Raw genomic sequence first — 19,334 nt, forward strand, 5'->3', positions numbered from 1 at the left:
GCGCATCTCCACTGATCGCCATGCCCTCCCACCAATACCGGCGCCGTCGCAGCGGACTGTTGCTCTGCATTGCGCTCGCCTTCGCGACCGCAACGAGTGCTGCACCGCTGCGCTTCTTCGCCGTTGGCGATCTGCCCTATTCGAGCGCCGAAGCGGAGCTTTTGGGGCGGTTGCTGGCGCGGGCCGCGGCGGCGGAGCCGGCGTTCATCGTCCATGTCGGCGACATCAAGGGCGGCGGTCAGCCCTGCACGGATGCCCGCAATCGCGCCATCGCCGAGCTCTTTCGCTCCCAGCCGGTGCCGATGGTCTATACGCCGGGCGACAACGAGTGGACCGACTGCCACCGCCTGACCGCCGGCGGCCTCGACCCGCTGGCGCGGCTCGAGAGCCTGCGGCGCATGTTCTTCGCTGATGCCGCGGTGCTGCACAACGGCGGGCTGGGCCTGACGACACCGGACCCGCGCTTGCCGGAGAACGCCTGGTTCATCCGCGATGAGGTGCTGTTCGTGGTCCTGCACATCGTCGGCAGCAATAACGGCTGGCAGCCGCGCAACCCGCCGGGCCACGCCGAGCACAAATCGCGCAGCCATGCCAATCGGGCGCTGCTCGACCACGCCCTCGCAGCCGGACAGCGCGCCGGTGCGCGCGCCGCCGTGTTCATGTTGCACGCCAATCCGCTGTTCGAGCAGCCGAACAAGCCCGGCTATCTGACCTTCAAGCAGGATCTGGGGCGCCTGCTCGATCGTTTCGACGGCCCGGTGCTGGTGATCCACGGCGACACGCACAGCTACAAGCTCGACCGCCCCCTCCGCGACCCCGCAGGCGGCGCGCCCATTGCCCGCCTGCAGCGGCTGGAGGTGCCGGGCTCGCCCACCGTTGCCGGCGTCTGGGTCAGCGTGGACCCTGACGCGGACGAGGTCTTTAGCGTCCGCATGCTCTACCCAGAGGCCCGCTAGGATCGGCTCGGGGGCGCTGGCAAGGAATGTGCTTATTTTCTTGCGTGGCATGTCTCCGACATCTTACGAAACCTAAGTCGCTGATTGTTGAGAGCCCGCGCAGCAACCCACCGGCCAGGGATGGACGCTTTCCCACGCTCGGCGTGCGCGTTTGTGGGGTCTGCATCGGGGCTCTTTTTGCAGAAGCTCCCCAACCCGACCCTGTCCGACCCAAACCACCCATGACTCATCCGCACCAGCCCGCGGCGCTCGACCGCTACGTCAGCTTCGTCGGCCTCGACTGCGACGGCAAGGCCGAGCGTTTCGCCACGGCGCTGCGCGAGGTCCTGCCGGACGGCGACGCCGCCGACCCATTCTGGATCTACTTCCGCGCCAAGCTCGACGGCGAACGCGGCCCGGCCCACGACGCGCTTTACCACATCCACTGCCACATGAACGACCTGCGGGACTTGCTCGACCGTGCCGAGCAGCCCGACCTCATCGAGATCTTGGAGGAGCTGGAGCACGAGTGCTGCTGAGGTCTGCGGCCCCGGCAGGCGGATGAATCCGGCGTACCCGGGGGCGGTGCCACCACCGGCTCGGCTCGGTCACCAACCGCGCTTGAGCAGTGGCGCGAGGAACCGCCCCGTGTGCGACTCGGCAGAGCCGGCGATGGCCTCCGGCGTGCCGGCGGCGACGATGTGCCCGCCCTTGTCGCCGCCCTCCGGCCCTAAATCGATGATCCAGTCGGCGGTCTTGATGACGTCCAGGTTGTGCTCGATGACGACGACGGTGTTGCCGGCGTCGCGCAGCCGGTGCAGGACTTCCAGCAGATGCTTCACGTCGTGGAAGTGCAGGCCCGTCGTCGGCTCATCCAGGATGTACAGCGTGCGGCCGGTGTCGCGCTTGGACAGCTCGCGGGAGAGCTTGACCCGCTGCGCCTCGCCGCCGGAGAGCGTGACGGCGTTCTGCCCGAGCCGCAGATACCCGAGCCCCACGTCGGTGAGCGTCTTCAGCTTGCGGTAGAGCACCTGCACGGGCAGAAAGAACGTCAGCGCGTCCTCGACGGTGAGGTCGAGCACCTCGTCGATGGTCTTGCCCTTGTAGCGGATCTCCAGCGTCTCGCGGTTGTAGCGCCGGCCGTGGCAGACGTCGCACTGCACATACACGTCCGGCAGAAAGTGCATCTCGACCCGGATCAGCCCGTCGCCCTTGCACGCCTCGCAGCGCCCGCCCTTGACGTTGAAGCTGAAGCGCCCCGGCCCGTAGCCGCGCGAGCGCGCCTCCGGCACGTTCGCGAACAGCTCCCGGATCAGGTTGAACATGCCGGTGTAGGTGGCGGGGTTCGAGCGCGGCGTCCGGCCGATGGGGCTCTGGTCGATGTCCACGACCTTGTCGAAGTGCTCCAGCCCCTCGATGGCCGCGTGCGGCGCGGCGCGCAGGCTCGCGCCGTTGAGCCGGCGGGCGGCGGCGGGGTAGAGCGTGTCGTTGATGAGCGTGGACTTGCCGGAGCCGGACACGCCGGTGACGCAGCAGAAGGTGCCGACCGGGATGGCCGCGTCGATGCCGTGCAGGTTGTTGCCGGCGGCGCCGCGGATGGTGAGCTGCTTGGCGTCCGCGGCCGGCACGCGCTCGGCGGGGATCTCGATGCGGAGCTCCCCGGACAGGTATCTGCCCGTCAGCGAGGCCGGATTGGCCGCGATGTCAGCCGCCGTGCCCTGCGCCACCAGCTCGCCGCCGTGGATGCCGGCGCCGGGCCCCAGGTCCACCACGTGGTCGGCGGCGCGGATGGCGTCCTCGTCGTGCTCGACGACGATGACGCTGTTGCCGATGTCCCGCAGCCGCGTCAGCGTCGCCAAGAGCCGCTCGTTGTCGCGCTGATGCAGGCCGATGGAGGGCTCGTCGAGCACGTACATGACGCCGACCAGCCCGGCGCCGATCTGGCTCGCGAGCCGGATGCGCTGCGCCTCGCCGCCGGACAGGCTCTCGGCGCTGCGCTCGAGCGTCAGGTAATCGAGTCCGACGTCGGTCAGGAACCGCAGCCGCTCGGCGATCTCGTGTAGCACCTTGGCCGCGATCTCCGCGCGCTGGCCCTGCAGCAGCCCGTCGTCGCGCAGCGCCCGGAACCACGCGACGGCCTCGCCCACCGGCATGGCGGAGATGGACCCTAGGTCCTTGCCCGCCACCAGCACGTTGCGCGCGGCGGCGTTGAGCCGGGCGCCGCCGCAGTCGGGGCAGGGGCGGGTGGAGATGAAGCGCGCGAGCTCCTCGCGCACCGTGGCGGAGTCGGTCTCGCGGTAGCGGCGCTGCATGTTGCCGAGGATGCCCTCGAAGGCGCGCTGCTTGCCGCCGCCGCGCTCGTGCGGCAGCTTGAGCTTGAGCTTCTCGCTGCCGGTGCCGTTCAGCACGACCGCCTGCGCGGACGCATCGAGGTCCTGCCAGGGCACGTCGAGCGCGAAGCCGTAGTGCTCCGCCAGCGCCTCCAGCATCGAGAAGTAGTAGCCGTTGCGCCGGTCCCAGCCGCGGATGGCGCCGTCGGCGACGCTCAGCTCCGGCTGTGCGACGACCTTGACCGGGTCGAAGTACTGCTCCACGCCGAGCCCGTCGCAGGTCGGGCAGGCGCCGGCGGGGTTGTTGAACGAGAACAGCCGGGGCTCCAACTCCGCCAGGCTCCAACTGCACACGGGGCAGGCGAAGTTGGCGGAGAAGGTCTCGGGCTCCGCATCCGGCGCGTCCATGCACGCGAGGCGCAGGATGCCGCCCGACAGCTTCAGCGCCGTCTCGATGGACTCGGCGAGGCGTAGCTGCAGGTCGGGCCGCACCCGGAAGCGGTCCACGACGACCTCGATGTCGTGCTTCTTCTTGGGATCGAGCTGCGGCGGGTCGTCCAGCTCGTGCAGCGTGCCGTCGATGCGCGCGCGCACGAAGCCCTGGGCGTTCAGCTCCGTCAGCAGGTGCTGGTACTCGCCCTTGCGCGCGGCAATCAACGGGGCTAGCAGCATCAGCCGCTCCCCCTCGGGCCGGGACAGGATCAGATCCACCATCTGCGTGACGGTCTGCGCCGACAGCGGCGCGCCGTGCTCCGGGCAGTGCGGCGTGCCGACCCGCGCGTAGAGCAAGCGCAGGTAGTCGTGGATCTCGGTGATGGTGCCGACGGTGGAGCGCGGGTTGTGGGAGGTGGTCTTCTGCTCGATGGCAATGGCCGGCGACAGGCCCTCGATGAGGTCCACGTCCGGCTTGTCCATCATGGACAGGAACTGCCGCGCGTAGGCCGACAGCGATTCCACGTAGCGCCGCTGGCCCTCGGCATAGATGGTGTCGAAGGCCAGCGACGACTTGCCGGAGCCGGACAGCCCGGTCAGCACGACCAACCGGCTCCGCGGCAGGTCGAGATCCAGGTTCTTGAGGTTGTGCGTGCGGGCACCGCGGATGCGGATCGCGTCCATTCGATGTGGCGTCCGGCTCAGTTGCCGCCGACGAGGGTTTGCAGCAGCGCGTCGGCGTCGGCCTTTTCCGGGTACGCCTGCGCCTGCACCGCGAGCAGCACGCGCCGCGCGCCGGGCTTGTCGCCGGTGGCCGCGAGCGCCTTCGCGTAGCGGTAGGCGATGCCGGGGTCCTGGCTGCCGGCGTGCGCCTTGGCGAGCAGCGGCAGCGCCGCCGCGGCGTCGCCCTTGGCCAGCAGCACGGTGCCCTTGGTGTCGATATAGGCCGCGTCCTCGGGGGCCTGCGCCAGCGCGCGCTCGGCGTAGCCCAGGGCCTCGTCGGGGTTGCTGTCCGCGAGCAGCATGGCCAGGTTGTTCAGCGCCACGCGGTTGTTCGGCGTCTGATCCAGCACGCGCCGGTACTGGGCGATGGCCTCGGCGTAGTCCACATCCGAGATGGCGAGCTGCGCCAGCGACAGGCGCACGGCGGGCTGGTCGGGATGGGTCGTCAGCCAGTCCGTCAGCAGCCGGCGGGCCTCCGGCCGGCGGCCGGCGGTGTCCTGGGCGTCGGCGAGCCAGAGCGTGTAGACCGCGTCGTCCGGGTGCTGCCCGGCGAGCTCGCGGAGCATCTGCATGGCCGCGTCGAAGTCGCGCTCTGCCAGCAGAAAACGCGCCTGGGCCGCGCGCACCACGGGGTGCTCCGGGGCTAGGCGCAGCAGGCGCTCAAGCAGCGACTTGCGCGCCTCCGCAGTGGGCTGGGCGGCCAGGATGCGGGCAAGGCGCTCGTGCTCCAGCTCGGCGTCGCGGTCGAGCATGAGGCCCTCCGTCAGGCTGCCGGTCGCAGCCGCAAGGTCACCGGTCTGGGCATGCAGCGACGCCAGCATGTATGGGAACCGGGCCATGGTCGGGTTGCGCTGCACCAGCGTGGAGAGCGTCGCTGCGGCGATCGTGTGCTGACCGCTCTCGAGCTCCGTCTCGGCGCGCAGCAGCAGGACCGGGGTGGCGTCGCGCTGCTGCGGTGGCGCCTGGTTTAGCAGCGTGCGCGCGGCGTCGGCGTTGCCGGCGGCGAGCTCGCTGCGGGCCAGCACGAGGCGCAACTGCAAGGCATCGGGGTTCTGCGCGAGGGCGTCGCGCAGGCGCTCGCGGAAGGCCGCGTCGCCGCCGTCGCGCCGGTCCATCGCGGCGCTCGCCAGCGTGGCGGCGACGCTGTCGGGGTTCGCGGCGAGCAGCCCGTCGAGGGCCTCGCGCGCCTGCTCTGGGCGCTCGCTGCCGAGCTCCAGGGCGGCCAGCGCCAGTGCGGCGCGGTCGAAGCTCGGGTCGCGCTCCAGTGCCGCGGCGAAGGCGCTGCGCGCACCGTCGATGTCGCCCTGTTGCGCGAGCAGCGCGCCCGTGGCGGTATGCGCCATGGGCGAGTCTGGCGACTTGGCGAGGAAGGCGTCCGCCGCCGCCATCGCCGCATCGGTGTCGCCGCGGGCGAGCAGCGAGCGCATCAGCAGCATGCGCGCGCGCTCGTTGGCGGGCTCGGTGTCAACAACACGCCGGAGCAGGTCCACGGCGCCCGCTGCATCCTTGCTGTCCAGGAGCTGCTGGGCGTGGGCGAGCTGGGCGCTGGCGAGGTCCGGGAAGCGCTCCGCAGCCCGGCTCACGAGCTGCTCGGCCTCGTCCGCGCGCGCCTGGCGCACGAGCGCCTGGCGCAGCAGCTCCATGGCCACGGGCGTCGCCTCGGCGTGCTCCGCGAAAGGCCGGATGGCCGCTTCGGCGCCGGCGGCGTTGCCTAGCGCGAGCCGCGTTCTGGCGAGCAGCCCCGCAACCTGAGGGTTGTTCGGCATCGCGGCGGTGAGGCGCACGAGGTATTCCTCCGCCTGTGCGTGACGTTCCAAACCGTTCAGCGCCAGTGCAGCGAAGTAGATCGCGGCTAGGTCGCTTGGGGCACCGCTCAGATAGTGCTCCAGCTTGTCCGCGGCGGCGGCGGCGTCGCCCTGCAGCAGCAACAGGCGGCCGTCCAGGTAGTCGAGCCCGGGCAGGCGCGCGCGCGCCCGCCGCACGGCCTCGATATCCGCGGCGGCGGACTCTTTGTTGCCGAGGTCGAGGTGGACGATGGCGCGCTGGTATTGCAGCGGCCATGGGCTGCGTGCCTGTTCGATGGCGCGGCTGTAGGCCGCCAGCGCGGCCTCGCGCTGACCGCTGAGCTGCTCCAGGCCGCCCAGGGCCTGCCAGGCGTGCGCGGATTCGGCGTGGAGCTTGGTGGCGTGCGTGAGGGTCGCGCGGGCGGCCTCGGCGTCGCCGCGGCGGAGCTCCAGCGTCGCCATGCCGAGCATCGCGCGCAGCGCGTTGGCGTCGGCGTCTACGGCGGCGGAGAAGGCCGCTGCCGCCTCGTCTTCTTGCTCTTGCGACAAGAGCACGCTGCCGCGCAGGGCCAGCAGCTCGGCGCGCTCCGCGGCCGTGGCCTGCAGCGGCGGCTCGGTCCATTCCAGCGCCCGTGACAGCTCGCCCTGGCCGAGCAGCGCCTCGGCGAGGGCGATGCGGGTCGCTATGTCGTCGGCGCCGGCGTCGCGGGCGCGGGTCAGCTCTTGCTCCGCCGCCTGCATGTCGCCGGAGTCGAGGTAAATGCGGCCGAGCAGCAGCCGGGCCGCGGCATTGTCCGGGTCCTGCTGCAAGGCGTCCTTGAGGCGGACGACGGCGCTTTGGACATTGCCGGCGGCCCAGTCCGCGTCGGCATCATCGAGCGCTGTGGCCGCGCCCAACGGCGCCGCGACGACGATCGCAAACGCGATGGCGAGCAGGGTGTAGCGGCGCGCCCGCACGCGCGCTTCTGTGGGTCGGCTCATGGTCGTTGGTTCCCCCAAACGGGTCGCAAGTTGGCGGGCGCATCCTAGCCCATTTGGCATCTACCGCGACCGCTGGGCGTCCTGCCTGGGCCGCCGGTGTCAGGCCGCACCGGGCGGTGCGGCCTTGCCGGGACAGCTTGGGTGCCGACGCGAGCCGCCGGCGCCGAGCTGCAGGTCAGACGCGTGCGGCCTCGAGCGCGGCGATGCGCTCCTCCAGCGGCGGATGGCTCGCGAACAGCTTTTTCAGACCGTCGCCGATGTTGCCGGAGATGCCGAACGCGGCGAACTCCCCGGCCGGTAGGTCCTGCGGCTCGTGCACGCGCTGCAAGGCCCGGAGCGCGGCGATCATCTGCTCGCGGCCGGCGAGCTTCGCACCGCCCGCGTCGGCGCGGAACTCCCGGTAGCGCGAGAACCACATGACGATGATGGATGCGAGGAAGCCGAGCACGATCTCGGCGATGATCGACACAACAAAGTAGCCGATGCCGACGCCGCCCTGATCATTGTTGCCGCGCATGGCGGAGTCCACAATGCCGCCGATGACCCGTGCGAGCACGATAACGAAGGTGTTCAGCACACCCTGGATCAGCGCCAGCGTGACCATGTCGCCGTTGGCGACGTGGCTGATCTCGTGGCCCACCACGGCCTCCACCTCGTCGCGATTCATGTGCTGAAGCAGACCGGTGCTGACCGCCACCAGCGCGTCGTTGCGGTTCCAGCCGGTGGCGAAGGCGTTCGGGTCCGGTTGATCGAAGATGCCGACCTCCGGCATGCGGATGCCGCTCAGCTCGGACTGGCGGCGCACCACCTCGAACAGCCACTGCTCGAAGGGGGTCTGCGGCTGCTCGATGATCTGCACGCCCATGGAGCGCTTGGCGAGCCACTTGGACATGAACAGCGAGATCATCGACCCGCCGAAGCCGAACACCAGCGCCATGATCAACAGCCCGGGGCCGGTCTGCGCCGAGAGACCGGTGATGCTCAGCACGATCCACAGCACCGTCAGGATCGCGAAGTTGGTCGCGACAAACAGCAATACTCTCAACATCTTCGTAGGTCTCCAGCAGGGTGAGGCCGTAAGGTTATCGCGGGGCGAATTTCTGCGTCGGCAAAATGGATGCTCGGTGCACTTTCCGCAAGTCGGCCGGTGTCCGCTGCACTATATCGACCCACCGCCCGCCGCCTGGGAAAAAGGCCTGGACAGGTCCAATGGGGCACCCTATACTGCGCGGCTTTCCGGGGCCATAGCTCAGCTGGGAGAGCGCAACACTGGCAGTGTTGAGGTCGGCGGTTCGATCCCGCCTGGCTCCACCAAACAGCAAGAAAACGACAATCCGCGGCCGGCCGCTCATGCGCCGGCCGTTTTGCATCGCTCCCAGCGATCGACGATCACAGTCCAGGTCCCCATCGTCTAGAGGCCTAGGACACCGCCCTTTCACGGCGGCGACCGGGGTTCGAATCCCCGTGGGGACGCCATCTTTGTAGGGCCGAGGGCCGAGGGCCGAGGGCTAAGGAAAGTCTCCTCGGCGCTCGGATTGGCTGCGCCTGCGATGTTGGGCCAAACGGCGCTCCCTGGCCTAGTTGATGCTCCGCCTTAATGCACGCCGGCAGCGCCGAGGCCTCAATGGCCGTCATCGCGCTTAGGCGATTGCCGGAAAAAACGTACCGAATGGCGCAGGATTTTCGTCCGCCTTCAAGGAGCGGCAGCGGGTGCATAGTCGAACTATGCACCCGCTGCCGCGACGCAGAAGGCGGGCGAAAAGACAAGCCAGGCGGTATGTTTTCTGACAGATATCGCCTTAAAATCTAGCGTGTGCATTGAGTCCTGCTTCGGGGTTCGATCGTCCTTCCGCAACGCCATCTGCGGGATCTCACCCTCTACAATCAGCACAGGCGCCCCTTCGGTTCGTCCTCTCCCTCCGGCTCGCCGTTCATGTCCGCCAGCGCGCTCGTTGTCGGCAGAGCGTTCGTGCACCAGCTTGGGCAGCCTCAGCAGGGCCGGCCGGTTTCCACGGTCTATCGATTACCATGAAAGTCGCGCGCAGCGCGCGCCGTAGTCGCCCTCTCCCACTGGGACAGGGCCGGGGTGAGGGAAACGGCCATGGCGAGCAGCGCCTTTCATCCTCCGGGGTGGCGCTGGTCGCCATGGCCGTTTAGCCCCGCGACCCCCGACGCGTGCCGGACTGAGGCAGAACCCGCCGACGGTGCAGATGTCAGACGTCGCGCTCCGGATCAAGCCCGCGCTCGCGCACGCTCTGCAAGATGGCCCGGGCGCGGCCCATGGCCTCCAGCATCGGGCGCAGGCCTTTCTCCGTGCCGTCGGGGTTTGGGAATTCCAGCCACTCGCTCTCCGGCAGGGCCTGGAAGCCCATACTCCAGTCCGGGCAGTCGCGCGCTTCCACCTCCCGCTCGAAGATCGTTGTGATCTCGTGATGGCGGTTGTCTTCGCAAATGCGCGCGTAGAGCGTGCGCACGGCTTCCTCGTCGCCTTCGAGCAACTGCACGAAGCGCTCTGCGCTGAACAACAGGAGGCCGGTAAGTCCGCTGGCCTCGTTCTTGGCGCGCGAGATCCGCAGCAACTCGACCAAGTCCTCTCGCTGCATGTCGCGGGCAGCGGTGCTGGTGTAACAGAGTTGGAAAATCATGGGATGGCTTTGCTGAATCGGCTTTGCTGAATCGATGGATGACGACGGCCTAGCGAGGCAAGCCTCAGACCGACCAGGGCACGGCGCCTCTGACCAAGGGCCAAGGGCCAAGGGCCGAGGTGGGCTCCCTCGGCCCTCGGCCCTTTTGCCTGCAAGCGCCGTGTCGTCGTGAAACTTGACTCATCTGCAGACCTTCGGCGCCGTCAAGCAATCTAGCGAGGCAGAGCCTCAGACCGACAAGGAGCGCGGTCTGGCGCAGCCCGCTCGTTGGCGCATTGAACAAGGGCCAAGGGCCGAGGTGGGCTCCCTCGGCCCTCGGCCCTCGGCCCTTCCCCCAGGTGTCCTCGTGAAACTTGACTCATCTGCAAGCCTTCGGCGCCGTCAAGCAATCTAGTCAAGGCCGGGACACTACACAAAGGCAACCGGGCTCACAACGGCGTCAGGCGACTTGACAGGCGCCGTCGGCGGCTCGACGCTGCGCGCCTTCCGGGCTGCCGCCGCAGCCCCGTCATCGTCGGAAGCTGCGCAGTCACCATGGCTTGGATCTATCTCATCGGCGCCGGCCTGTGCGAGTGGGGCTGGCCGGTCGGGCTCAAGCTCGGCTGGACCGAGCAGGGCATGCGCTGGGGCTGGGTCGCGTTCTCGATCTTGTGCATCGTCGCGAGCGGGGCGCTCCTGCTGCTCGCGCAGCGCACCATCCCGATGGGGACGGCCTATGCGGTCTGGACCGGCATCGGCGCGGTGGGCGCCTTCGTGCTGGGTCTGCTGCTGTTCGGCGAGTCGGCGACGCTCGCGCGGTTCTTCTTCGTCGGGCTCATTGTCGTCGGCATCGTCGGGCTGAAGCTCGCCTCGCCGGAGTAGCGCCACCCGCGCCGGACTGTCGCTCGGCCCCGCCACACAGTAAGGCCGCCCGGCGAACAGTCGCCGGGCGGCCTTGTGCGGGCGCGGCCCCTCAGCCGGGCTGAACGCCGTGGCGTCAGCCGCCGAAGTTGCCGGCGACGAACTCCCAGTTCACCTTGTCCCAAATGGCCTCGAGGTACTTCGGGCGCGCGTTGCGGTAGTCGACGTAGTAGGCGTGCTCCCAGACATCGACCGTGAGCAGCGGGGTCAGACCCTGCGTCAGCGGCGTCGCGGCGTTGGAGGTGTTGACGATGTCCAGGCCGCCGTCGGCGGTCTTCACCAGCCAGGTCCAGCCGGAGCCGAAGTTGGTGGCGGCGGACTGCGTGAACGCCTTCTTGAACTCATCGAAGGAGCCCCACTTGGCGCTGATCGCGTCCGCCAGCGCGCCGGCCGGCTCGCCGCCGCCGTTCGGGCTCAGGCAGTTCCAGTAGAAGCTGTGGTTCCAGACCTGGGCCGCGTTGTTGAAGATGCCGCCCGAGGACTTCTTCACGATGTCCTCCAGCGACATGGCCTCGAACTCGGTGCCGGGGATCAGATTGTTCAGGTTGTTGACGTAGGTCTGGTGGTGCTTGCCGTAGTGGTACTCGATGGTCTCGGCGGAGATCACCGGCTCCAGGGCGTTCTTTTCGTAGGGCAGGGCGGGAAGCTCGTGGGTCATGTGCTGTCTCCTGGCGGGGGGCTGGGTTGATGAATCGCTGCGCGATACTTGTGTCCGGTCTGGGGTATCTCAAGCGTCGGCCGGCACCGGCGCCTGCTTTGCGCGCCGCCGGGCCTGTGTGACGATGGCGCCGCCACGCAGCCGCCCGACGCCGCCACCATGAACCCGATCCAGCTCAGCCTATTCGTCAGCCGTCTCACCGCCGTTTGCGACGAGATGGCCGCGGTGCTTTGCCGCGCCGCGCTGTCGCCGAACATCCGCGACCGGCTCGACTTCTCCTGCGCCGTGTTCGATGCCGGCGGCGCGCTCTGCGCCCAGGCCGCGCACATCCCCGTGCACTTGGGCAGCATGGCCTACGCGATGGCGGATCTCGTCGCGCGGTTCGACTGGGCCGATGGGGACATGGTCATCGTCAACGACCCCTTTCTCGGCGGCACGCACCTGCCGGACGTGACGCTCATCGCGCCGGTGTTTGCGGCGGGCGCGCTCGCCGGCTTCGTCGCGAACCGCGCGCACCACGCGGACATCGGCGCCAGCACGCCGGGCTCCATGCCCATCTCGGCGCGGCTGGACGAGGAGGGCGTGGTGATCCCGCCGAGCCTGATCCTCCGCCGCGGCGCGCAGGACGCCGCGCTGCTCGGGCGCATCACCGGCGCCACGCGCAACCCGAGCCACGCCCGCGGCGACTTCTTCGCGCAGATCGCCGCGAACCGCGCCGGGCGGGCGCGCGTCGCCGGGCTCGTGGCCGCGGGGGGCTTGGACGCCTTCCGAGCCGGCCTCGCGGCCATGAACGACTACGGCGAGCGCCTCGCCCGCTCGGCCATCGCGGCCATCCCGGACGGGCGCTACTGCTTCGACGACCTGCTCGACGACGATGGCCAGGGCCACACCGACATCCCGATCCGGCTCGCGCTCAGCGTGCGCGGCGACAGCGCCCACTGCGACTTCACCGGCACCGCCGAGCAGGTGCCGGGCAACGTCAACTGCCCGCTCGCCGTGGCCGCGGCGGCGGTGTTCTATAGCTTTCGGTGCCTGATGCCGGCGGAGACGCCCGCCTGTGCCGGCGCGCTGCGCCCCATCACGCTGCACGCGCCGGCGGGCTGCCTCATCAACGCCCGCCGGCCGGCCGCGGTGGCGGCCGGCAACGTCGAGACCAGCACCCGCATCGTCGACGTCGTGCTCGGCGCCCTGGCGCAGGCCGAGAACGACACCTGGCACGGCCGCATCCCGGCCGCGAGCCACGGCAGCATGAACAACCTCGCCATCGGCGGCGTGCACGACGGCCAGCCCTGGGACTACTACGAGACCATCGGCGGCGGCATGGGCGCGGGCGCGAGGGGCGGCGGCCTCTCCGCGGTGCAGACGCACATGACCAACACGCTGAACACGCCGATTGAGGTCATCGAATCGCGCTTCCCGCTGCGCGTCACGCGCTACGCCATCCGCCGCGGCTCCGGTGGTGCCGGCGCCCGCCCCGGCGGCGACGGGCTGATCCGGGAGCTGGAGGCCCTGGCCCCGGCGCACGCAACCCTCATCGGCGAGCGCCGCGGCCATGCGCCCTGGGGCCTCGCCGGCGGCGCGCCCGGCGCGACCGGCACGCAGCACCACAACGGCCGGCCGCTGCCCGGCAAGGTCGCGTTGGCGCTAGCACCCGGCGACCGGCTCGGCATCGAGACGCCGGGCGGCGGCGGCTACGGCGCGAAAACCACGTAGCGGCGCCGGCCTTGCCTGCCGCCGGCGTCGATCTGTGGATCTGTGCTCGGTCTCGGACACCCGGCGGTCGTTGAACTGCGACCGCGAGCCCGAAATCAAGATTCCTTGGCGCTACCCCGGCAACGGCTGGTTTCGCACGGAGTGGCCGGATAGAGCCAGAGGTGATCGAGCGCGATCGGCTCCATCGGCGTCCCCGAGAGCGTGAACGAGCGCCTATGGACGGATCGGAACACCTGCTCGCCAATACAGGTCATCGCCACTTCTTCGAGCGTTCCCGAGGATCCGTACTGCTGCCTGCTGGTTCCCTCTAGATAGGCCGACAATCCACTCGGAAGCCAGCATCGATTGCGGACATAGCCCACCATTAGGGCGCGGTCGACCGCCCAGGCGTAGTCGCCGCGGATGTATCGTGCAAGACCCGCTTCGCAATAGACAGAGCCGACGGGATGATTAGAGTCGACCGGCTTGCATTCGACGAATATCCCCGCAAAAATCGTATTGGTCGCCGGGATGCTGCCGCGCAACGGATAGAAGGTCAAATCGGGCTGCAGGTCAAGACTGCGGCCGTCGTAACTGCGCAATGCGCCATCGCGACCGCCGAAGCTGAGCTGCGAGAAGCCCGCCACGGGTTCGGGCTCCGCCGCGTGCAGCTCGCCCAGGATGACCTGAATCTGCTCGGTAATTTCGTCCTCCTTGGCCGAGCGCAGCGAGAACTTGCCCGCGGCGACATCGCGCAGCAAGACCTGCCACGCGTGACTCAGCGCGCGCTCGACCAGCATCATCAGAAATTCGGGAATCGCACTGACCCTTTGCGGCGGTCCGGGCCTTTGCCAGCTCCCTGTCATCAGACCGCTCATGGCTGGGCACGCTCCTCCAGCAGGGCGCCGTACTGCCAAACGAGATCCGAGGCCAAGAGCCGCGCCTGAGTCTGGGTCCAGTACCGGTAACGATCCAACAGACCCACGACCAGGCAGGGCTCCCGATCATCGAGCACGGTGATGCGGCTGGCCGCCAGATCGTCGGCGGCCTCGATCCAGCGGGACGGCAGCCGGGGGGGAAGCGGTCGGCCATTCAGTGACACGCCGAGGAGGCGCCACGGCAATTGACTGTCGGCGGAATCGAGCAGATGGACCCGGACCCGGTGGCCGCCAGCGGCCAGGACGCTAGCCAGCTCGGTTTCCAGGCGGGCGCGGAAGACCTCCTTTTCCTGCGGCTTAGCCGGCGTAGTTGCACGGTCCCTGATCGCAGCAAAGGGAGCGTGAGTGGCCAGCGTGTCGCCAATCGTTTGCCGATCGAGCTTCGATAGACCATACACTGTAGAAATGGTGCGATCCAGCTCGGCCCAGTCCGGCTGGTTAGCCAACAGCTTGGCGGCACAAGCTTCAATGGTTTCACGCTGTGACTTCTCAAGCCTCTCCGGGGATATGAATGGAAATCCGCTGATATCGAGAACTTGAAGCACGTCTCGCTCAATGCCGAACTCTCCACTGGACATCAGGGATACGTACTCAAACACCAGGCTATGTACCAACACCAACAGATAGCGGACGAGAAAACTGCCCTCCGGATACCCCGCGGCGGAGTAACCATAGTAAGACTCGCAGTAAGCGACATCCGAGTCGCTAACCAATGCGCGCCCACGTGTCCTGTCGGATTGGCTCCTTTTGCGGATAAGCAAGAGAGGGGCTATATATATTCGCGGATCCCGGGGTCGATGCAGGCCACGTGGCTCATATGGTTCAAGGACTTGATCCAAGACCCGAAATGGATGGGCGGAATATCTTGCCTTCAAAGTCGGCAACCGTCGCAAGAAGCTATCGTCGCCAGAACGATCGCCAACCCGGAATCCTTGACTGGAAAGCAACCCGCGCGTCTGCTCCCAGTAGTCTGCAATCGTGAGTGTCGTCTTGGCCTGGATGCGCTCCATGATGGCGACATCCAAGGCCGTTCCGCGATACAGGGTCTTGATGGCACTGCGCTGCCGGGTCACCAAGTCAAGGCTTACCGGTACCGCGTCGGAGGCATCGATGCGCATGCGTCCTTTGTCGTTCAGCTTGCGGTCCCATTCCGGGCTGACCAGTACGAATCGATCATCGTCGGCCGGCACCCGGTTATCGGCAAAAAGTAGGCAGAAGGGCTGATCCGTGTTTGGCCAGACCTTGGTCTGACGCAGGGATGCACCGTTGAGGATCCCGGTGATGGCGAGCGAGCGGAATACGGCGCTGCGAGCGGCGAAACCTGCATCCGTTATCTTGAACAACCAGCGACCAGCCAGGGCCAGCGCGATCCGTCCGTTCAGTTTTGCCCATTCCATCGCTCCCCAAACGAAGGGCAGATCCGGCACCCGGTCCGGGTTCCTGTAGCTGCGGGCGATGTCGCTAAGACCGCGCCGACCGGCGATAGCCCGGCAACGGGCAGTAAGCTGTCGGCCGATGGCGTCGTATTCGGGTTTGAGACTGGTCCACGGCGGGTTGCCGATGACCAGATCGAAGGCACCCTGGTAGGCCTCGGACACGTGGTCTCCCAGACTGCCGGCCATGGGTACTATGATCGCGGGGCCGGTGCCCGGATCGGCCACGTCGATCAACACACGCCCTTCCAGCTTTCCGAATCGCAGCGCGTCCACCGGTGTGGGGTCCGGATCCAGATCCAGGGCCGTCAGATAAAGTGCGAGGGCCGCAAGGGTGCGGGCATGGGCGTTGGTGTCGAAGCCGACGAGTTGTTTGTCGAGGATGACACGCAGTTCATCTCGCGTGGGTCGTTGCCTGGTCTCTTGAAAGCGCATTTCGGCCAGCTTGCGGAAACAGGCGACCAGGAACACGCCCGCGCCGCAGGCCGGGTCCAGCACCCGGGCTGCTGCGCCGGCGGAGTGCTCGTACAGTGCCTCCTGAACCATGTACTCGGCGATATGGGCCGGGGTGTAATAGACGCTGGTATCGCGCCGCGCCCCCCGGTCGAGCTGCTCCATCAGCCTTTCGTAGGTCTCGCTGAGCAGGCCGATGGGCAGATGGTTGAAATCCAGCCCCCACCAGGCCAAACGCCGTTGAGACACCCCCGCGGCGACCGGCTTGTCCAGCTCCAGGATGGCCTTGAGGGGACGCACGATCCGCTCGCCGCGAATCTGGATCAGCTGGGCGAAATAGACCGGATAATCTTGGTCCGGCAGGCGCAACAGGTCGCCGTTGAAGGTGACGTCCAGCCAGCGGTTGGTCTCCGCCAGGCTAGCGGCGGTGCTGAAGCACTCGCTCAGGGACCGCGCGGAAGGCGCAATGGCACTGCGGTGGCTTTCCCGGATGATCCCGCGACCGATCAGGTAACGGAAGAAGAGCGCCCGGCCGGTCAATGCGATGATTTCATCGGTGGAGAGGCCGTACCCCTTCAGCTCCTGGGCGGCATCCGTCATCAGCCCCAGCAGCACATCCCGCAGCAGTAGGCTGCCGGGCGGCGCCAGGTCTTCGCCTTGGGCCAGTAGAGGCAATACCGCGAGCGCATCCCCTGACTCCAGGGAGTAGGTCTTTGGCGCCGTATCGTGGTCGGGAGCGAGGTCGGTGGCGTAGATGTCCAGCCGACCGGGGCGTAGCACCCCCAGCCAGGCCGGATCGCCGCGCATAGCGAGGGTTTGACGCAACTTTCCGATGTCCACCCGATCGCGACCGGCAAGTCGGGCTTGGTCGATGACATAGAGCAGGGCGAGGGACTGCTGCTCGACCACCCCGTCAACCAGGGGTCGCTGCGCGTTGCGGATCAGGTCCGCGTACCGCAGCACCCGTGGATCGTTTCGGGCTTGCAGATCAATGCAGTCGTGCTCCGGTGCGCCGTACACCCGAAGCCGTTCGTGAAGCGCGGTCACGGGCTTGCCCGGCCAACGCCGCCCACCAGGGGCAACTCCCGCTGGGGCGGAAGGACGCCCAGATAGCGGTCGATGCATTCCCGTTCCCGTGCTAAGTCAATGACCCAGCCGGCTTCGGTGATCGCCTGATCGGGCACGGGACGGGCGGCGCCGTCGACCAAGGGCACAAACAGCCAGTCGCCCGCGCCCGTCGCCCGCGGGGCCGAGAGATACGCGTGGATGGCCGCGGAGGCGTGTGCGAGCTGGGCGCCTCGCGCGCCGAGCTGGTCGTCCAACGTGCGCAGGACCGCAAAGGTCAGGAGGTCAGCCCGGCTGAAACGGCGTGCGCAGCGTTCCCGAGAGGGGATGCCGGAGAAGGGAGGCAGCCCCACCCAGCCGTGGACACGGGAACGGCTGACCCCGCCGAGGGCCGCGCAGACGTCTTTCACCGTAAACGAGTGCCGGGCGGACATGGCTGCCTTGAAGGCGGAACAAATCTGTTTGAATCCTAGAACAGATGAACCGCTGGCGCCAGAACTTGCACCGCCACTAGGGGGCGGAGCGGGTGTTCCAGGAGATCCTGAGCGTCGACCCGGTCAACTCCCGCGCGCAGTTCGGCCTGGCCCAGAGCTGCCTCGGCCGCTGCGGGCTGGAGGAGTCGGCGCTGGCGGCGCTCGGCTTCTGCACCCCGCGCATCGGCGGCCTACTTGATGATCACCGTGTTGGACCAAACGCGGAATCTCCTGGGAGCCTTCCGGCACCCCGACGCGGAGCCCGCGGGCATGCTCATCGTCACCGAGAACCGCAAGCTGATGCGCCCCGGCCTCAAGCGCCTGCTGGAGCGCCACGGTTACGAGTACCGGGGCCGCGAGCGGCGCGGGCTGGACGTTTGGCTGGCGCGGTTCTGAGCGCGGTTGGGCGCCGAGCCAAGCTGCACGGCCGGCATCGCGTCGCATCAGCCTGCCTTCGATTCCGCGGCCCCGCTCTGCTAGCCTTGCCGTTGCCCGCAAGCAGCCTGGAGGCAGCGCCATGCCCCCGATCGCCATCGCCGCTCCCCCCGTCGTTCCCGGCCCGGACCCGGAGAAGTCGGCTGCGCCCGGCGCGGCGGACGGCCGCCGGGTGTCCGAGGCCGAGTACTGGGATGACTGGTACCACGTCTCGGACATCACCTACGAATGGAACAACGGCCGCTTGGAGGAGAAGCCGGTGTCGGACCTGGAGACGCTGCTGGTCGGCAAGTGGCTCCTGCTGCTGATGGAGCACTATCTGACCGAGCAGCCCATCGCCGAGTCGATACCGTTGGAGATGGGCTTCCGCCTGCCGCTGCCCGGCGGCGCCGTCATCCGCCGGCCCGACATCGGTGTCGTGCGCCACGACAACCCGACGCCCATCGCCGGGCGCGACTGCTCCTATCGCGGTATCTACGACCTCTGCATCGACGCGCTCACCGATTCCAAGCCCGCCTATGCCCGGCGCGACACGGTCACCAAGAAGGCCGAGTACGCCGCCGCGGGTGTCAAGGAGTACTGGATCCTTCACGCCAGCCCGGAGCAACAGGCCTTCTATCGCCTTACGGCGGCAGGGCTCTATGTCGCTATCGAGCCGCGCGACGGCGTGATCGAGTCCCGTGTGCTGCCCGGCTTCCGCTTCCGGCTCGCCGACCTCGACCGCCGACCCAGCTTGTTCGGGCTGCGCGAGGACCCCGTTTACGCCGAGTTCGTGCTGCCGCAATGGACCCGTGACCTGAAGCAAGCCGCTGCTAGCGCCGAGCGCGCCGAGCGTGCCGAGGCCCGCGTGGCCGACGCCGAGGCCCGCGCCGTCGCCGAGGCCGCCGCCCGCCGCGAGCTGGAGGAGAGGCTTGCCCGGCTGGAAGCGTCTGCACCCGGCAGCGCCGAACCACGGGACGGCTGAGGGCGGTCCCGGCGGCGCGTTCGCGCAGCACAGCGGGAGCATCCGCGGCCGATGCAGATCGGGGGACTCCCCAGCCGCGGCGGACAAGCGCTTACAATGCCGCGACGAGCGCAGGCGCAACCCCCGAAGGACATCCCCCGATGGCAACCCAGATCATCGAGCTGCAAGACGGCCTCCTCATCGAGGTCCAGGCCGACACCGCCGACGGTCCGCGGCAGATCTCCGGCGGCAGGCATCGCGTCGTCGACGGCGCCATCGACACGGCGCGGGAGCTGCTGCTGAAGGCGGTGGAGCCGGTGGCGTCGGTCTGGGGCGAGCTGAACCGCGACCTCAGCATCGAGGAGGTGGAGATCCAGCTCGGCCTCGGCTTCGAGGCCAGCGGCCGGCTCTTCATCGCCCAGGGCACCGGCAAGACCAATCTCAGCTTCACGCTCAAGGTGCGCCCGAAGGCCCAGGCCTGATCGCGGCGACGGGCAAACCGCACATCACGCGA

The 19,334-nt window shown here is 68.5% G+C and carries 15 protein-coding genes and 2 tRNA genes; 9 read left to right on the plus strand and 8 right to left on the minus strand.

Annotation, left to right across the window (positions count from 1 at the left end; all coding sequences use genetic code 11):
* Window positions 1–20: 20 nt before the first annotated feature.
* Together ML01_RS14915 and cowN are read left to right on the plus strand one after the other, a co-directional pair.
* Window positions 21–956, plus strand: a complete 936-nt coding sequence (locus ML01_RS14915) for a metallophosphoesterase (RefSeq protein WP_082674314.1) — start codon at window positions 21–23, stop codon at window positions 954–956.
* Between the two features lie 221 nt (window positions 957–1,177).
* Window positions 1,178–1,474 (plus strand): N(2)-fixation sustaining protein CowN, encoded by a 297-nt coding sequence (gene cowN / locus ML01_RS14920; RefSeq protein WP_058556199.1) that lies wholly within the window; start codon window positions 1,178–1,180, stop codon window positions 1,472–1,474.
* A gap of 69 nt (window positions 1,475–1,543) precedes the next feature.
* Here cowN and uvrA read toward each other — a convergent pair whose 3' ends face one another.
* From uvrA to htpX, 3 genes are all read right to left on the minus strand, one after another.
* Window positions 1,544–4,381, minus strand: a complete 2,838-nt coding sequence (gene uvrA / locus ML01_RS14925) for an excinuclease ABC subunit UvrA (RefSeq protein ID WP_058556200.1) — start codon at window positions 4,379–4,381, stop codon at window positions 1,544–1,546.
* A 17-nt stretch (window positions 4,382–4,398) separates the two neighbouring features.
* Complete coding sequence (gene prsT / locus ML01_RS14930) at window positions 4,399–7,185, minus strand: XrtA/PEP-CTERM system TPR-repeat protein PrsT (protein WP_162268029.1); 2,787 nt, start codon at window positions 7,183–7,185, stop codon at window positions 4,399–4,401.
* Window positions 7,186–7,360: 175 nt separating this feature from the next.
* The gene (gene htpX / locus ML01_RS14935) at window positions 7,361–8,233 is read right to left on the minus strand and encodes a protease HtpX (protein ID WP_058556202.1); all 873 of its coding nucleotides are present in this window, start codon (window positions 8,231–8,233) and stop codon (window positions 7,361–7,363) included.
* A 190-nt stretch (window positions 8,234–8,423) separates the two neighbouring features.
* Between htpX and ML01_RS14940 the strand changes: the two genes are divergently transcribed.
* Both ML01_RS14940 and ML01_RS14945 read left to right on the plus strand, forming a co-directional pair.
* Window positions 8,424–8,499, plus strand: a tRNA-Ala gene (locus ML01_RS14940).
* A gap of 86 nt (window positions 8,500–8,585) precedes the next feature.
* Window positions 8,586–8,661: transfer RNA gene (locus tag ML01_RS14945), tRNA-Glu, on the plus strand.
* 737 nt (window positions 8,662–9,398) lie between these two features.
* On the opposite strand, the gene ML01_RS14950 is transcribed toward ML01_RS14945, so the two are convergent.
* A complete protein-coding gene (locus tag ML01_RS14950; protein WP_058556203.1) occupies window positions 9,399–9,830 on the minus strand; it encodes a BLUF domain-containing protein in 432 nt (143 codons plus the stop codon).
* 534 nt (window positions 9,831–10,364) lie between these two features.
* On the opposite strand from ML01_RS14950, the gene ML01_RS14955 reads away from it, so the two are divergent.
* Window positions 10,365–10,691: a multidrug efflux SMR transporter gene (locus tag ML01_RS14955; RefSeq protein ID WP_058556204.1), complete on the plus strand. Its 327-nt coding sequence runs from the start codon at window positions 10,365–10,367 to the stop codon at window positions 10,689–10,691.
* 115 nt (window positions 10,692–10,806) lie between these two features.
* Here the strand turns inward: ML01_RS14955 and ML01_RS14960 are convergent, their stop codons facing one another.
* Window positions 10,807–11,388 carry a superoxide dismutase gene (locus tag ML01_RS14960; protein WP_058556205.1) on the minus strand — a complete coding sequence of 194 codons (582 nt, stop codon included), beginning with the start codon at window positions 11,386–11,388 and terminating at the stop codon, window positions 10,807–10,809.
* Window positions 11,389–11,547: 159 nt separating this feature from the next.
* Between ML01_RS14960 and ML01_RS14965 the strand changes: the two genes are divergently transcribed.
* Window positions 11,548–13,101, plus strand: coding sequence for a hydantoinase B/oxoprolinase family protein (locus tag ML01_RS14965; protein ID WP_058556206.1), 1,554 nt, complete (start codon window positions 11,548–11,550; stop codon window positions 13,099–13,101).
* Between the two features lie 95 nt (window positions 13,102–13,196).
* Here the strand turns inward: ML01_RS14965 and ML01_RS14970 are convergent, their stop codons facing one another.
* The 3 genes from ML01_RS14970 to ML01_RS14980 are packed head-to-tail and all read right to left on the minus strand — an operon-like array spanning window position 13,197 to window position 17,403.
* The gene (locus ML01_RS14970; RefSeq protein ID WP_156427740.1) at window positions 13,197–13,958 is read right to left on the minus strand and encodes a hypothetical protein; all 762 of its coding nucleotides are present in this window, start codon (window positions 13,956–13,958) and stop codon (window positions 13,197–13,199) included.
* The gene (locus ML01_RS14975; RefSeq protein ID WP_058556208.1) at window positions 13,955–16,951 is read right to left on the minus strand and encodes an N-6 DNA methylase; all 2,997 of its coding nucleotides are present in this window, start codon (window positions 16,949–16,951) and stop codon (window positions 13,955–13,957) included. Before ML01_RS14975 ends, ML01_RS14970 begins: the two co-directional genes overlap by 4 nt.
* Window positions 16,948–17,403, minus strand: coding sequence for a hypothetical protein (locus ML01_RS14980; RefSeq protein WP_058556209.1), 456 nt, complete (start codon window positions 17,401–17,403; stop codon window positions 16,948–16,950). The genes ML01_RS14975 and ML01_RS14980 overlap by 4 nt, the downstream gene beginning before the upstream one ends.
* Before the next feature lie 237 nt (window positions 17,404–17,640).
* Between ML01_RS14980 and ML01_RS14985 the strand changes: the two genes are divergently transcribed.
* The 3 genes from ML01_RS14985 to ML01_RS14995 all read left to right on the plus strand — a co-directional run bounded on the left by ML01_RS14985 (window position 17,641) and on the right by ML01_RS14995 (window position 19,302).
* Complete coding sequence (locus ML01_RS14985) at window positions 17,641–17,838, plus strand: hypothetical protein (protein WP_058556210.1); 198 nt, start codon at window positions 17,641–17,643, stop codon at window positions 17,836–17,838.
* Window positions 17,839–17,959: 121 nt separating this feature from the next.
* Window positions 17,960–18,841, plus strand: coding sequence for a Uma2 family endonuclease (locus ML01_RS14990; protein WP_058556211.1), 882 nt, complete (start codon window positions 17,960–17,962; stop codon window positions 18,839–18,841).
* A gap of 140 nt (window positions 18,842–18,981) precedes the next feature.
* A complete protein-coding gene (locus tag ML01_RS14995) occupies window positions 18,982–19,302 on the plus strand; it encodes a CU044_2847 family protein (RefSeq protein WP_058556212.1) in 321 nt (106 codons plus the stop codon).
* Window positions 19,303–19,334: the final 32 nt, after the last annotated feature.

Source organism: Thiohalocapsa sp. ML1 (genome assembly GCF_001469165.1).
Classification (GTDB): Bacteria; Pseudomonadota; Gammaproteobacteria; order Chromatiales; family Chromatiaceae; genus Thiohalocapsa.

Excerpts from the sequence above, each read along its gene's own strand:
- ML01_RS14970 (WP_156427740.1), bottom strand. The coding sequence starts at position 13,958 with ATGAGCGGTCTGATGACAGGGAGCTGGCAAAGGCCCGGACCGCCGCAA.
- ML01_RS14915 (WP_082674314.1), top strand. The coding sequence starts at position 21 with ATGCCCTCCCACCAATACCGGCGCCGTCGCAGCGGACTGTTGCTCTGC.
- prsT (WP_162268029.1), bottom strand. The coding sequence starts at position 7,185 with ATGAGCCGACCCACAGAAGCGCGCGTGCGGGCGCGCCGCTACACCCTG.
- ML01_RS14985 (WP_058556210.1), top strand. The coding sequence starts at position 17,641 with ATGATCACCGTGTTGGACCAAACGCGGAATCTCCTGGGAGCCTTCCGG.
- ML01_RS14990 (WP_058556211.1), top strand. The coding sequence starts at position 17,960 with ATGCCCCCGATCGCCATCGCCGCTCCCCCCGTCGTTCCCGGCCCGGAC.
- ML01_RS14950 (WP_058556203.1), bottom strand. The coding sequence starts at position 9,830 with ATGATTTTCCAACTCTGTTACACCAGCACCGCTGCCCGCGACATGCAG.
- ML01_RS14995 (WP_058556212.1), top strand. The coding sequence starts at position 18,982 with ATGGCAACCCAGATCATCGAGCTGCAAGACGGCCTCCTCATCGAGGTC.
- ML01_RS14960 (WP_058556205.1), bottom strand. The coding sequence starts at position 11,388 with ATGACCCACGAGCTTCCCGCCCTGCCCTACGAAAAGAACGCCCTGGAG.
- cowN (WP_058556199.1), top strand. The coding sequence starts at position 1,178 with ATGACTCATCCGCACCAGCCCGCGGCGCTCGACCGCTACGTCAGCTTC.
- ML01_RS14965 (WP_058556206.1), top strand. The coding sequence starts at position 11,548 with ATGAACCCGATCCAGCTCAGCCTATTCGTCAGCCGTCTCACCGCCGTT.
- ML01_RS14980 (WP_058556209.1), bottom strand. The coding sequence starts at position 17,403 with ATGTCCGCCCGGCACTCGTTTACGGTGAAAGACGTCTGCGCGGCCCTC.
- htpX (WP_058556202.1), bottom strand. The coding sequence starts at position 8,233 with ATGTTGAGAGTATTGCTGTTTGTCGCGACCAACTTCGCGATCCTGACG.
- uvrA (WP_058556200.1), bottom strand. The coding sequence starts at position 4,381 with ATGGACGCGATCCGCATCCGCGGTGCCCGCACGCACAACCTCAAGAAC.
- ML01_RS14955 (WP_058556204.1), top strand. The coding sequence starts at position 10,365 with ATGGCTTGGATCTATCTCATCGGCGCCGGCCTGTGCGAGTGGGGCTGG.